General features: G+C 70.9%; 12 protein-coding genes and 1 riboswitch. Of the genes, 7 read left to right on the forward strand and 5 right to left on the reverse strand.

The genetic code is table 11. From position 1 onward, the window contains the following. Positions 1-84: 84 nt before the first annotated feature. Both ABC766_RS04790 and ABC766_RS04795 read right to left on the reverse strand, forming a co-directional pair. Complete coding sequence (locus ABC766_RS04790) at positions 85-1,542, reverse strand: PepSY-associated TM helix domain-containing protein (RefSeq protein ID WP_345821320.1); 1,458 nt, start codon at positions 1,540-1,542, stop codon at positions 85-87. Continuing rightward, positions 1,536-3,719 carry a TonB-dependent siderophore receptor gene (locus ABC766_RS04795; RefSeq protein ID WP_345821323.1) on the reverse strand — a complete coding sequence of 728 codons (2,184 nt, stop codon included), beginning with the start codon at positions 3,717-3,719 and terminating at the stop codon, positions 1,536-1,538. Before ABC766_RS04795 ends, ABC766_RS04790 begins: the two co-directional genes overlap by 7 nt. A 284-nt stretch (positions 3,720-4,003) precedes the next feature. Continuing rightward, positions 4,004-4,196: riboswitch (cobalamin riboswitch) on the reverse strand. A gap of 139 nt (positions 4,197-4,335) precedes the next feature. On the opposite strand from ABC766_RS04795, the gene ABC766_RS04800 reads away from it, so the two are divergent. The 6 genes from ABC766_RS04800 (at position 4,336) to ABC766_RS04825 (ending at position 9,454) form a co-directional block, all read left to right on the forward strand. Further along, positions 4,336-4,770 carry an NUDIX hydrolase gene (locus ABC766_RS04800; RefSeq protein ID WP_427902289.1) on the forward strand — a complete coding sequence of 145 codons (435 nt, stop codon included), beginning with the start codon at positions 4,336-4,338 and terminating at the stop codon, positions 4,768-4,770. A 142-nt stretch (positions 4,771-4,912) separates the two neighbouring features. Continuing rightward, positions 4,913-6,319 carry an RluA family pseudouridine synthase gene (locus tag ABC766_RS04805; RefSeq protein ID WP_345821328.1) on the forward strand — a complete coding sequence of 469 codons (1,407 nt, stop codon included), beginning with the start codon at positions 4,913-4,915 and terminating at the stop codon, positions 6,317-6,319. A 734-nt stretch (positions 6,320-7,053) separates the two neighbouring features. Next, positions 7,054-7,434, forward strand: coding sequence for a hypothetical protein (locus ABC766_RS04810; protein ID WP_342145428.1), 381 nt, complete (start codon positions 7,054-7,056; stop codon positions 7,432-7,434). A gap of 58 nt (positions 7,435-7,492) precedes the next feature. Beyond that, a complete protein-coding gene (locus ABC766_RS04815; protein ID WP_342145429.1) occupies positions 7,493-8,158 on the forward strand; it encodes an HAD-IA family hydrolase in 666 nt (221 codons plus the stop codon). A 46-nt stretch (positions 8,159-8,204) separates the two neighbouring features. Next, positions 8,205-8,996, forward strand: coding sequence for an ATP12 family chaperone protein (locus ABC766_RS04820; RefSeq protein ID WP_345821331.1), 792 nt, complete (start codon positions 8,205-8,207; stop codon positions 8,994-8,996). A gap of 299 nt (positions 8,997-9,295) precedes the next feature. Continuing rightward, the gene (locus ABC766_RS04825) at positions 9,296-9,454 is read left to right on the forward strand and encodes a hypothetical protein (RefSeq protein WP_342145431.1); all 159 of its coding nucleotides are present in this window, start codon (positions 9,296-9,298) and stop codon (positions 9,452-9,454) included. A gap of 23 nt (positions 9,455-9,477) precedes the next feature. Here ABC766_RS04825 and ABC766_RS04830 read toward each other — a convergent pair whose 3' ends face one another. Both ABC766_RS04830 and ABC766_RS04835 read right to left on the reverse strand, forming a co-directional pair. Beyond that, entirely contained in the window at positions 9,478-9,969 is a 492-nt protein-coding gene (locus ABC766_RS04830; protein WP_043755956.1) for a glutathione peroxidase, read from the reverse strand. Positions 9,970-10,267: 298 nt separating this feature from the next. Continuing rightward, positions 10,268-10,801, reverse strand: a complete 534-nt coding sequence (locus ABC766_RS04835) for a hypothetical protein (RefSeq protein WP_043352059.1) — start codon at positions 10,799-10,801, stop codon at positions 10,268-10,270. 136 nt (positions 10,802-10,937) lie between these two features. On the opposite strand from ABC766_RS04835, the gene ABC766_RS04840 reads away from it, so the two are divergent. Then, positions 10,938-12,326, forward strand: coding sequence for an aminotransferase (locus ABC766_RS04840; RefSeq protein ID WP_345821334.1), 1,389 nt, complete (start codon positions 10,938-10,940; stop codon positions 12,324-12,326). A gap of 45 nt (positions 12,327-12,371) precedes the next feature. Here the strand turns inward: ABC766_RS04840 and ABC766_RS04845 are convergent, their stop codons facing one another. After that, positions 12,372-13,694 carry an HlyC/CorC family transporter gene (locus ABC766_RS04845; RefSeq protein WP_043388750.1) on the reverse strand — a complete coding sequence of 441 codons (1,323 nt, stop codon included), beginning with the start codon at positions 13,692-13,694 and terminating at the stop codon, positions 12,372-12,374. Between the last annotated feature and the right edge of the window lie 51 nt (positions 13,695-13,745).

Raw genomic sequence — 13,745 nt, forward strand, 5'->3', positions numbered from 1 at the left:
GGGCACCGGGTCACTGCGCTTTCGGCGTGACGACCAAGCGGGCGTGCTCGGCCGCGTCGGGCACCGGGAGCCTCGGCCGGCCCCCTAGGCCGACAGAACGCGGCGCAGGCGGCGCCAGCCCGCGACCAGACCGGTGACCGCGATCCCCGCCGCCAGGAGGTTCAGGACCCATTGGGCGGCATCGTGGAGCGAGCGGTTGCCGCTGAGCCCCGGCAGATCGAGGCGGTGCGCGGCGTCGAACAGCCAGCGGTTGATGCGGCCGGAGCGATCCAGGCGCTGGAGGATGGTCCCGTCCCGGGGATCGACGTGGAGCCACGTGGCGTCCGGATCAGCGAAGCGCAGGCGCAGCACCGGAAGCGGCCGTGGGTCGATCCCGTGCGGATACCAGTACAGGTCGTAGGCGGTCAGGGTCTCTGCCGTCCGTAATCCGCCGGGCAGGGCCGGACCGGCGGCCCGCGCGATCACGGCGGCATCGAGGAGCGTGCCGTCATCCGCCCTGCGGCTCCGGGCTCCCGCCGGTGTGTCGGCGACGATCCACCAAGACCCGCCGATAGCGGCGAAGCGCAGCGCGCGGGTTCCGGCCTCTGCGAAGCCCCGCAGGGCTCCGGCGTCGAGGCCGAGGGGGGCGGGCTGTCCGGCATAGGCGGCGCGGATCTCGGCGGGCGCAGCGTTCGACGAGAACCAGCGGTTCGGGTTCATCGAAATCCAGCCGCTGAGGATGAAGGTGCTGAGTCCGATTCCGCCCGCGAGGCCGAACAGGTGGTGCCAGCGGGCGAGACCGCGATAGGGCGTGACGGCCCTGCCCGCGTAGCGGCGGCGGAGGCGCAGGCGCCAGATCCCGATCGCGAGGCCGCTCAGCGCCCCGAGGGCGGCGAAGCCGGACAGCCACAGCAGGACCGTCCGCCACAGATCGGCCCGGGCGCGCAGCGGCGTCAGGTAGATCCAGTGCGCCACGGCGCCGGCCCAGTTCCAGCCGCGCTCGAAGCGGGTCGTGTCGAGGGCGACCTCGCCGGTGACCTGAGACACGTAGAGCTCGGTCCCGGCCGCATCGTCGAGGACGACCTTCAGGAATGGCCGGAGCGGGTCGTACCGGGCCGTGACGGTCCACTGGTCCCGCTCGACCGGATCGACATGTGCGCCCGGAATCCCCTCGGCCGCGAGACGCAACGCATCCTCGGGCCTCAGCGGGCCGAGCCGCTCCCCGGTCCGCGCCGAGACCGTGGCCCGGCGCCCCTCGCGGTCGGCGATCCGGTAGACCGGTTCCGCACCGCGCATCTCCAGGGCGAAGGCCGCCGGCACGCCGGCAAGACCGCCGGCCCGCAGCGCGTCGTCGGGCGCCACCGCGACGCGCTCCCAGGCGATCGGTGCCAGTCGGTCCAGGCGCTCGGCCCCGGTGAGCGCCGGGAACGGCACGTAGAGCATCACCAGTCCGGAGCCGATCCAAAGGGCGAAGAACAGCCCCGCGGCGATCCCGGCCCAGCGGTGGAACAGCAGCAGCCAGCGCCGCCCCGCCTTGCCGAGCCGCCGCGGCAGGCTCACCACGTCACCGTGTAGGCGACCTCGACCGAGCGCGGCCGCCCGAGCAGCCAGTTGGTCCCGACCCCGTTCACGGCATTGCCGCTGATCGCGTAGACCTTGTCGAACAGGTTGTAGACCCGCAGCGACAGGCGCGACTCCGCCGTGACCTGATGGTCGAGGACCACGTTGACGAGGTTGTAGGCCGGGCGCCGCGCCGTGTTGCCGAAGTCGCTGTAGACCTGCCCCACGTTCTGGAGCCCGACCCGCGCGGTCCAGTCGCGGTAGACGTCCCAGGTCAGCCAGAGGTTGGCCATGCGCTCGGGCACGTCGATGGGCTGATTGCCGGCATACGAGACTGTGGCGCCGTTCACCGTCTGGTCGAACCGGTCGTACTGCGCGTGCAGCAGCGCGAGGTTGCCGTCCAGCCGCCAGCCCGGAGCGAAGCGCCAGCCCAAGGCCAGCTCGAATCCCTGCGAGGACTGGCTCCCCACCTGCGTGGACAGCGTCGGCTGGCCGGGGATTGCCGAGATCAGGTTGTCCTTGACGATCCGGTAGCCCGCGATGGTCCATTCCACGGCACCGTCGAACGCAAGACCCTTGGCGCCGATCTCGACCTGATCGCCTGTGGCGAGCTTGAAGCCCGCCAGCGACTGGTTCAGCGTGATCAGGCTGTTCACCGGGTCGGTGGCGAAGCTGTACTGGGCGTAGAGCGCGCTGTCCGGCGTCGGGTTGTAGACGAGGCCGAACCGGTAGCCCAGCGCCCGGTAGGTCTTCTCGAACCGCGATCCCGTCTGCAGGTCCTCCCGATTCAGCGTCGGCACGTCGAGGCGCACGCCGGTGAGGAACGAGAGCTTGTCCGACAGGATCAGACGGTCCTCCGCGAAGACCGAGGCTTGGCTCGTCTGCGTGGCGTAGGCCGGACGGGCTCGCCCGTTCTGCGGGAAGAGGCCCGGATCGTAGCCGACGAGCGGCACGCTGGTGGTCTGGTCGAAGTAGAAGTTGTTGGTGTGCCGGAAGTCGATGTGGTTCACGTCGAACCCGGCCACGAACTGGTTGGGCAAGCCGAACAGGCTGCCACGGAACGTCGCGTCGAGCCGATCCCCGACCTGTTCCTGGCTGTGGTAGATTTCCAGATAATCGCCCCGGTCCACCAGCCCGGTGCCGCGGTTGTAGGAATATTGCTCGACGTCGAGCCAGTGGCGCCGGCTGGTGAGCCGGTAGGCGGTGTTGCGGATCGTGATGTCGGCCGAGGGCGACCATTCGGTCTTGAGCTGGGTCCAGTTGTCGGCCCAGGTGATCTTCGCGTCCCGGACGTTGTAGTTGTTGAACCGGATGAGATCCGGGATCCGTCCCTCGACGAGCGGCGTGCCCCAGTAGCGGGCGGGCTCCTGGTAGCCGAGATCGTGGCTCAGGCTGAACGCCAGATCGGCGCTCGGCCGGAACAGCAGGGCGGCTGAGACCGCGAGGTTGCGGAAATCGCCCTCCGGCCGGATCCAGCCGTCGGCGCGATTGCCGCTGACGTTGAGGCGATACGCGAAGGTGTCGCCGAACTCCGCTTGACCGATTCCACCGCCCGAATCGAACGCAAGGCGCGCGACGCCATCCGTGCCGACAACGGCGCGGGCGGCGTTGATCGGCACGAAGACCGGCTTCTTCGGCACCACGTTGATCACGCCGCCGATGGCGCCGTCGCCGTAGAGCACCGAAGACGGGCCGCGGAGCACTTCGATCCGCTCGACGTTCCACGTGTCGAACGGGAAGGTCACCGTGTTGGCGCCGACGTAGAAGCGCGTGCCGTCGTAGAGCTGCTGGATCGAGTTCGGGCCGGCGAAGCCCCGGGACGTGAAGGCGCCGTTGCCGTTGCCGGGTGCCGCGATCGTGGTGATGCCGGTGGCGTCCTGGGTCACGGCCTCGGCGATCGTATCCTGGCCGCGCAGCCGCGCGGTCTCGCCCGACACGATGTCGAGGCTGGCCGGCGTCTCCAGCGGCGTCAGACCGAGGCGACTCGCGGTCCGGTCGGGGGTGCGCAGATTGAGGCCGTTCGGCGCAGCGCGGTTCGGGTCTCCGCCCGCGCCGGCCACGGAGAGTTCATCCAGGGTGACGGCCTCCTGGGCGGCGGTCGGACTGGCGAGGAGCGCGAGGAGAACGCCGCAGAGGGGAGCCGGCCCGCCGGAGCGGGCGCGATGGATCGAGAGAAGCATGGGGGAAGCGGTCCGTACACGGCGCGCGCCGGCCCCTTCGTCCTATAAGCATTGTAATAACATTACAATGCCTCGACCATCTGGAAACCTGAGCCTGAACGGGTGCGCGGAGGCCTCCCGGAACAGGGATCGCAGGTCGTGAAACGGTGGAGACGGACATGGGAACGGCGTCGCGGGCGCGCTTGCTGTGGCACGTCACCGCGAACGAGGCCTCGGCGGCCGTCTCCCCTCGGGATCGACGGCGCCTCGACACCCGCCAGGACACCCCGCCCGGCGCGTTTCGCGTGTGACCACGGCTGACGGCAGGTCTCCTGGCTCGCGGGTCGCCGCCCTCGCACCGTCTTCCCGGGGTGACCCAGTGACGTGGTGGTGAAGGGCTCGCCGCTTACAGTTGCGGGGGCAGCCGCGGCTTCGGGGCGGACCCCTCATCGCGTTCCCTTTTGATCCCCGAGGGGAACCGTCGAGGAACAGCTTGGCCGTCGTGCGTCCGGGCGTCAACCGCACGTCCGGGAGTTGTCGTGGATCGATGCGGCGGCCCGCCGGTTCGTTGCGGCGCCGTCGGGAACGATCTAGCCGTTTCGGCATGACGGTCTGGCGTCCCCCTGCGGAGATCCGCGTGAAGGCCTTGGGGCTCCCCCGGCGCGGCGATAGCCTGCTGGTGGCGGAGATCCATGCGGATGACGGGCGGCTGACAGGTGTCCGGCCCCTCGGTGGCAGCGTCGCATTCGGTGAGAGGGCCGAGGACGCGCTGATCCGGGAGTTCGAAGAGGAGCTCGGCATCACCGTCACGGTGCTCGGCGGCCCGCGCGTCGTGGAGAACATCTTCCTGCACGAGGGGCAGGTCGGGCACGAGGTGCTGTTCCTGTTCCCGGTCGCCCTGCCGCCCGGCCGGTTCGACGGACAGGAGCGCTTCGTCTTCCACGAGGATTGCGGCACCGCCTGCGTGGCGCGGTGGTGCGATCTCGACGGGCTCGACGTCCCGGGCGGGCCGGAACTCTTCCCGACCGGCCTGAAGGCCTGGCTCCGCGCGGCGTGGGACGCGGAGCCCTGACGGGCGCGATCGCGCTGCCGCCTTTGCCGCTGCGCGCGGGCGATGCTACAGCCGTGCAATCCCATCGGTCCGGACGTCCGCGACGCCGCGGCCCATGCGCCCGGACGCTCCGTCCGAAGCGGAGACGGGTGCCGGCGGAAGCATGACGACACGACCTCCCAAAAGCGGCGGGCCGAAGGGGCGCAAGCCTCAGGCCGGCAAGTTCGATGCGGGCAAGTTCAAGCCCGGCAAGTTCCAGGCCGACGGCCGTGCCCGTACGGGCCCGCGCACCAGCGCCCGCGACGCTGCAGAGCGCGCGGCCCGCAATCGCGGCGACGATGCGGGTGCGCGCGATCCCTGGGGTGCGCAGGGCGCCGCAGCCGCAGCCCCGGCCCGGCCCGCGAAGCCGCGGCGCGACACAGCCGCGCCGCGCGGTCCGCTGGCGGCGAAGCCCGGCAGCCGGCCCGTTTCCAAGCGCTCGGAGGCCCCTGCGCCTGCCCCGGCCCCTTCCCCCGCGCCGACACCGGGTCCGACCCGCCGCGAGCAGCGCGCGGCCGCCTCCGCGACCCTCGCCTCCGGGGTGCAGACCCTGATGGTCGAGCCGGACGAGGCCGGCATGCGGATCGACCGCTTCCTCACCGCGCGTTTCCCGCTCCTGCCCTTCACCCGCGTGCAGACCATCGTCCGCAAGGGCGAACTGCGCGTCGACGGCAAGCGCGCCAAGCCGAACGATCGGCTGGAGCCGGGCATGAGCGTGCGCGTGCCGCCGCTGCGCCTCGACCAGCCCTCCGAGCGACCGCGCAACGCCGCCCGCGAGCAGGACGATGCCGAATTCATCCGGTCGCTCATCCTCTACGAGGATGCCGACATGATGATCCTCAACAAGCCCTTCGGCCTCGCGGTCCAGGGCGGTTCGGGGACTGTCCGGCACGTGGACGGCCTGCTCGCCGCCCTCACCGGCCCGGATGGCCAGAAGCCGCGCCTCGTCCACCGGCTCGACAAGGATACGGCCGGCTGCCTGATCGTCGCCAAGACCCGGCTCGCCGCCGCGACGCTCGCCAAGAGCTTCCGGTCCCGGGCCGCGCGGAAGATCTACTGGGCGCTGACCGCGGGCGTGCCGCGGGTCCGGCAGGGGCGTGTCTCGACCTACCTGGCCAAGGAGGAGCCCACCGACGCCGACGCGCGGATGCGCGTCGCCAAGCACGGCGACGAGGGGGCGAGCCACGCGCTGACCTACTACGCGATGGTCGATCAGGCCGCCCAGAAGCTGTCCTGGCTGTCGTTCAAGCCGGTGACCGGACGGACGCACCAGCTGCGCGCCCACGCGGCCCATATCGGCCATCCGATCGTCGGCGACCCGAAATACTTCTCCGTGGAGAATTGGGAGCTGCCGGGGGGCATCCAGAACCGCCTGCACCTGCTCGCCCGCCGGATCGTCATCCCGCATCCGCGCACCGGCAAGCCCGTGGACGTGAGCGCGCCGCTACCGCCCCACATGGCGCAGAGCTGGAACCTGCTGGGCTTCGATGCCACCCGCTACGACCCGATCGTCGAGGCCCCGGAAGTCTGAGCGGGCAGCCAGGGCACGGCCGGGTCCGTCAGTGTGTCCGGGACTTTCGCCCGCCGCCTGTGGCGCGACCCGCCGATCGCCGTCGGGGCCGCGTCCGGGATGCCGTCGCGACGGTCCCGCGCCTGGTCGAGTCCGCGCCGGACCTCCTGGGCTGCGGCCACGACCCGGGTCGGGCAGGAGAACCGCTTCGCCGTGCCCGTCGCGCATCGGCCGAATGCGCGTCACGAAGGCGGCATCTTCACCTCGGCCCGGATGCACGACGAGAGGATCGCCCGTCCGGTCGAGTCTCCTGCAAGCTTCGCTGGCGGATAGGGATGATGGCTCCGGCGGTCCGTCGCGCATGCGCCGCCGTGCCGGCACGCAGGGGGCAACAAAGATGGGCGCCTGCGCTCGCTTCAAACGATCGCCCAGGTGCCACTGCGGCGACGCGACGCGCCGGATGGCGGGATCCCCGCTCAGAGGACCGCTCCGTGAGGCGGTCTCGGTCTCCGGTGAGAGGTCGGTTTCGCGCATCAAAGCGGGCAGCCGCAGGAGCCTGATCGCCGGATCCCCCTTCCATCCCCCAAATCATTGTCGCGGGAGATGTGCGCTGCGGTATCCCCGGTGAAAGTGACCCGTCATCGGGGTGGGCCGTGCCGCGCATGCCTTGGCAATCGGCCGTGCCGCCTCATATGCTGCCCGCGCCCCGCCGATCCGCTGCGGGGCCAGTTTCCGGCGGTTCGAGACCCTGACATATGAAGCTCGCGATGCTGGCCTGCCTCGCCGCCCTGTGCCTCACCGGGCCGATCGCGCACGCCGCACCGGGCGAGGCAGCCAAGGCGGCGCCGACCGCGAACGGCGCCCATCCGGCCGAGGCGGCGTCGCCGCATCCGCCCGCCGCTCCCGCCGCGAATGCGGCGCCCACACAGGCCGCGCAGCGCCCGGCCCCGAGTTCCCGCGCGGAGCGCCGCCGGCGTTCCTATGCGGCCTGCAATCGTGCCTCGCACCAGCGCGGCCTGCGCGGTGGCAAGCGCCGGCGTTTCCTGATCCGCTGCCGGCTCGGCTACGAGCGGACCCGGGTTCCCGGCGGTCAGCCCGCCGCGGCCGCGCCGGCACAGCCGGGCCGGAAGCCGTGACCGAGGCCGACATCCGCCCATCCGCGCCGTCGGGGCGGGCTTTGGCGCGTCGTCGGCGATGAGGCTCGTCGTCTTCGACGTCGACGGCACCCTCGTCGACAGCCAGCACCTGATCGTGGCGGCCCAGGAGGTGGCCTTCGCGGAGAATGGCCTGCCGGCCCCGGGTCGGCGCGAGGCGCTGTCCGTGGTGGGCCTGTCACTGCCGCAGGCCTTCCGGCGTCTGGTCGGCGAGGACGGCCCCGTTGCGGAACTCTCGGAGAGCTACAAGCAGGCCTACAACCGCCTTCGGCTCGATCCGGCCCACGAGGAACCCCTGTTCCCCGGGATGGCCGACCTGCTGACCCGGCTCCATGACCGTGGGGATGTGCTGATCGGCCTCGCGACGGGGAAGTCGCGGCGCGGCGTCGACCGGCTGATCGCGCATCACGGCTGGGCGGAGTGGTTCGCCACGACCCAGAGCGCCGACGACGCGCCGTCCAAGCCGGACCCGACCATGCTGCGGCAGGCGATCAGCGAGGCCGGTTGCGCGCCGGAGGCGACCGTGATGGTGGGCGACACGACCTTCGACATCGCCATGGGCGTGGCGGCCGGTGCCACGGCCATCGGGGTCGCCTGGGGGTATCATCCGCCGGACGCGCTCTACGGGGCCGGGGCCGTGACGGTCGTCCCGACGGCCGCTGCGCTGGAGGTGCGGCTTCTCGAGGGCCTCGCAACGGGCGGCTGACGGTGAAAGGCTCGCGCGCCGGGCCGGAAACGCCTATCTCGCGTCCATGAGCGATCAGACGACAGACTGGCTCGGCGAACCGGGCGACGGCGCGCGGCCCGACCCGATCCGTGCGGCCCGGGGCCATTCCAAGCCCGCCCTGCCCCGGCGGTTCTACACGGAGGCCGGCTTCTCCGAAGAGGCCGACGGATTCCGGCTGACCCTGGACGGACGTCCGGCCAACACGCCGGCCCGCAACCCGCTGCGGCTCCCAAGCCGCGCCCTGGCCGAGCGGGTCGCGGCGGAATGGGCGGCCCAGGACACTGCGATCGACCCGGCACAGATGCCGCTGACGCGGCTCGCCAACACGGCGATCGACGGCGTCACGCCCCGCTTGGCTGCGGTGGCGGCCGATCTCTGCGCCTATGCCGGCACCGATCTCGTGGCCTACCGCGCTGGTGACCCGGAGCGCCTCGTGGCGGCGCAGGCGGCGGCCTGGGACCCGATCCTCGCCTGGGCGCGGGACGAGTTCGGTGCGCGGGTGATCCTGAGCGAGGGCGTCATGCATGTCGAGCAGCCCGCCGACACGATCCAGACCCTCTCCACGGCGGTGAATGCGGTGACGGATCCGTTCCGGTTGGCCGGACTGCACACCCTGACCACCCTGACCGGCTCCCTTCTGATCGCGCTGGCGGTGCTGCGTGGTCGCCTGGCCCCGGCGGAAGCCTGGGACGCCGCTCACGTCGACGAGACCTACCAGGCTGCCGTCTGGGGGCGCGACGCGGAGGCGGAAGTACGCCTCGCGGTGCGCCGGATCGAGTTCGAGGCGGCAGCCGCGTTCGTCGGTGTCGAAGGCTGAGCCGAGACCGGAAATCCGGTCGGTCGCGCAGATGCAATTGGGCAACAATCCGGCATTCGCGGCGCCCGGTCGGCTTCAGCGGCTGACAAGCCGCGAACACTGTTTTACGGTCGGCGCACATTGTGTTCGAGACGACAATGCGTTCCGATCAGCCTGTCCGATGCAGATTTGAAGGCGAACTGGCGACGCTGATTGCCTCGAAGCAATCGTTCCGGGATCTACCCGCGCGATACGCGCTCTTCGACGCTCTTTCGGACCTCGAACGCAGGGCAAAGAGCGCCGGTGCCCCCGACCTGACCTTGCGCAAGATCGCCGAGATCCGCTTCCTGACGGGCATCCTGCGCGAGTCGGTGCGCCCCTTCCCGGTCGCGTCCCTGCGGACGGTGCTGCGGGCTCGCGAGCGGATCGATCGACGCCGCGTTCCCGCCTCCGAGGCGGCGGATCTCGACGCGGTCTGACGCCCGGGTCTCGCCGACGCGGCTCAGGCTGGCGCGGCCAGGGCCGCCTGGATCTTCGCCTCCAGGGCCGCGGGCTTCGTCCCGGGCGCGAAACGGGCGATGACCCGGCCGTCACGACCCACCAGAAACTTGGTGAAGTTCCACTTGACCACCCGCGTGCCGAACAGCCCCGGTCGGGCCTGGGTAAGATGGGCGTAGAGCGGATCGGCATCCGGCCCGTTCACCGCGATCTTGGCGAGGACCGGGAAACTCACGTCGTAGCGCAGCGAGCAGAACTGCGCGATTTCGGTGGCGTCGCCCGGCTCCTGGGCGCCGAACTGGTTGCAGGGGAAGCCCAGGATCGTCAGACCTTCCTCCCGGTATCGGCGCCACAGCGCCTCCAGGCCCTCATATTGCGGGGTGAAGCCGCAGCGGGAGGCCGTGTTGACGATGAGCAGCACCTGTCCGCGATGCTGCGCGAGCGGGTAAGGCGTGCCGTCGGCCGCGGACACGCTGAGATCGTGAACTGTCGTCATGCCCGATCACTTGAGCAAACCGGCCGGTTCCGCAAGACGCGCGCATCATCTCATCGCGACCGCGCCGCGGCGGCGCCGGCGGCGCGTCGGGCCCGCCTCCCCGCCGAGTCCGGCGTGGGGATGCCGCGCTGTCGCGTCCCCATCCGGGGCGCATCCACGGTGCCGGAGGCGCCGGGCACCGGACTGCCGGACAGGCAATCCGCCCGGCTGACGGGCGTCCGGCCCGGAGCGCTGAAACGGAGCGGTCACGTGTCCATGAGCCCCTGAGAGTGGGCTCCTCCGGTCCGGGCCTGTGGGCTCAGGCCGGGACTTTCCGGACGTCGAAGCTCGGGCCCTGCGGGGTCATGCGGTCGGTGGTGACGATGCGCTCGTCGGCGCCGACCACCCCGAGACTGACATCGCGGTCCGGCAGGACGACGGTGGTGCTCTTGTTGACGTGGACCAGCACGTGCCGCCGCAGCGGCACCGAGGCGACGGCCCAGCGTTTGAGCTGCCCGTAATAGGGTTCGCGCCGCCACGCGCCCGCTTGGCCGGGATCGACCTGGACGTTCATGTTGCGGGTGAGCGGGTCAAGGCTCAGCACCATCTTGGCGCGATCCGGCTTCCATTCCGGTCCGAGCCAGCCTTCCGTCATCCAGAGGCAGTGGAATGCCCGGCAATGGTCGGGCCGGGTGGCGTGAATGGCGCAGCCCTGGCCGGCCCTGGTGTGCCGGCACCATTGTCCGGCCACGCTCTCCACCGCGGGCACGTCGTAGACCTTGCAGCAGAGCGTGCAGGCGCCGCAGGCGCGGCCGGGGGCGGGTTGTGCGACGAACGTTTCCGGATTGAGCATCGGTCGGGCGTCAACAGAGGCGGTCGCGGGCGGCATGCGTCCGGTAACGGCCGGCCGCGGGTCCTTCGGGCTACCTGCCGGGGCATCGGGTCGGTAGTGTGGCGGCGGTGACCCTCGCACGAGGACCTTGCGAACCATGCTCTCGAATCTCGCGACCCGCGACGTCGAAACCGTTCTCCACCCCTACACCAACCTGTCGACGCACCGACAGGTCGGTCCGCTGGTTCTGGAGCGCGGCGAGGGTGTGCATGTCTACGACACCGAGGGGCGTCCCTATATCGAGGGCATGTCCGGCCTGTGGTGCACGGCCTTGGGCTATTCCAACGCCGAGCTGGTGGAGGCGGCCCGGGCGCAGATGGCGCGCCTGCCCTTCACGCACCTGTTCTCCGGCCGCAGCCACGATCCGGGTATCGAACTCGCCGAGACGCTCAAGGAGCTGATGCCGGTTCCGACCTCGAAGATCTTCTTCACCTCTTCGGGATCCGAGGCCAACGACACGCAGGTCAAGCTCACGTGGTATTACAACAACGCCCTCGGGCGCCGGAATAAAAAGAAGATCATCGCCCGGCAGAAGGGCTACCATGGCGTGACGGTCGCCAGTGCGTCGATGACCGGGCTCGCCGCGAATCACGCCGACTGGGACCTGCCGCTTCCGGGCTTCCTGCACGTCTCCGCCGCCCACCATTACCGGGGCGCCGAGCCGGGCGAGAGCGAGGAGGCCTATTCCGCCCGCCTCGCCGCCGAACTGGAGGAGACTATCCTGCGGGAGGGGCCGGACACGGTGGCGGCCTTCATCGCCGAGCCGGTCATGGGCGCGGGCGGCGCGATCGTGCCGCCGCGGGGCTATTTTTCTGCGATCCAGGCGGTGCTGGCGAAATACGAGGTCCGCTTCATCGCCGATGAGGTGATCTGCGGCTTCGGACGGCTCGGCACGTGGTTCGGCAGCGAGGCGCTGGGTGCCCGGCCCGATTCGATCTCCTTCGCCAAGGCCCTGACCTCGGCCTACATGCCGCTCGGCGGCGTGAGCATCGACGAACCGCTCTACGAAGCGCTTGTCGGCCAGAGCGAGAAGATCGGCACCTTCGGCCACGGCACCACCTATTCCGGACACCCGGTGGCCGCGGCCGTGGCGCTGAAGGCCATCGAGATCTATCGCCGCGACCGCATCATCGAGGGGGCGGCCGAGAAGGCACCGCAGTTCCAGCGTCGCCTTTCGGCGCTGGCCGGGCACGACCTCGTGGGCGAGGCCGGGGGCATCGGGCTGATCGGCGGCCTGGAGATCGTCGCCGACAAGGCCACCAAGCGGCAATACGACCCCAAGGCCGGCGTCGCTGCGCGCTGCGTCGCCTTCGCGCAGGGCGAAGGTCTGATCGTGCGGGCGCTTGCCGGCGACCGCGTCGCGGTCTGCCCGCCGCTGATCATCGCGCCGGATGAGATCGATGCCCTGTTCGACCGGCTCGGCCGGGCGCTCGACCGCACCCGGGACTGGATCCGCGCCGAGGGGCTGGAGGCGATGCCGGGCTGAGGCGCGCGGACGCAGCGGCGTCGAAGCCGCCGCCCGGACGCGGCATCACACCGCGTCGCGCTGCGCGTCCGGCTGAGCGGTGGCCTGGAGCCCGGTCGCCGTCAGCGGCGTGATGCGCAGCGTGGTGATCCGGTTCTTGGCCTTCCGCAGCACCTGGAAGCGGAAGCCGTGGAAGTTGAAGGCCGTTCCCTGATCCGGAATGGTCCGGGCCTCGTGGATGACGAGGCCCGCGATCGTGGTCGCCTCCTCGTCGGGGAGTTTCCAGTCCATCGCGCGATTCAGGTCGCGGATCGGCACGCCGCCATCGACGTTCACCGACCCGTCCCCCTGCGGGCGCACCCCCGAGACCGTGACGTCGTGCTCGTCGGCGATGTCGCCGACGATCTCCTCCAGGATGTCTTCCAGGGTCACGAGGCCCATCACCTCGCCGTACTCGTCGACCACCAGGGCGAAGTGGGTCTTCTTGGTGAGGAAGGCCTTGAGCTGGGCGCGCAGGGACGTGGTGCCCGGCACGAACCACGTCTCCAGGGCGAGCGCCTCGACCTTGAGGCCCGAGGCGTCGCCCCCCGCCGCGTCGAGCGCCCGCAGAAGGTCCTTGGCGTGGAGCACGCCGACGATGTTCTCCGGCGTGCCGCGCCACAGGGGCATGCGCGTATAGGGCGAGGACAGGACGGCGCGGACGATGTCCTCGGAGGGCTGGTCGGCGTCGATCGCCCGCATCTTGGTGCGGTGGACCATGACGTCGGACACCGACAGGTCCGAGAGGTCGAGGAGGCCGCCCAGCATGTCGCGCTCGGCCTTGGCGACGCCCCCCTCCCGGTGCATCAGCGCCACCTGCCCGCGCAGCTCCTCGGCGGCGGTGAGGATCGACTGGTGCTCGCCGATGGTGACGCCGAACGGCTTCAGCATGAGCCGCACGAGGTGCTCGATGGCGATGGCCAGCGGGCCCATCAGCGCCACCGCGAAGGCCACCGGCCGGGCGGTGAGCAGCGCCGCCTTGTCGGGCTTGGAGATGGCGAGGGTCTTCGGCAGCACCTCGGCGAACACGATGACCAGCACCGACATGCCGACCGTGGCGTAGATCACGCCGCTCTTGCCGAACAGCGCGGTGAGCACGCTGGTGGTGAAGGCCGAGGCGCCGATCGCCACGATGTTGTAGCCGATCAGCATGGCGCCGATGAAGCGCTCGCGGATCGCCAGGATGCGGTTGACGATCGCGGCCCGCGGGTCGCCCGCCTGTTCGAGGGCGTGCATCCGCGCCCGCGACGCGGCCGTGAAGGCCGTCTCCGCGCCCGCGAAGAAAGCCGAGAGGAGCAACGAGATCGCCACGATGCTCGCGGCGAACCACAGGTCGATATGGGTTTCCATCGGGTCCGTCAGGCACGCCGCGCGCGGCTTGTCGGCCGCCCATATAGCGCC

The organism is Methylobacterium fujisawaense, from assembly GCF_039619325.1.
Lineage (GTDB): Bacteria > Pseudomonadota > Alphaproteobacteria > Rhizobiales > Beijerinckiaceae > Methylobacterium > Methylobacterium fujisawaense.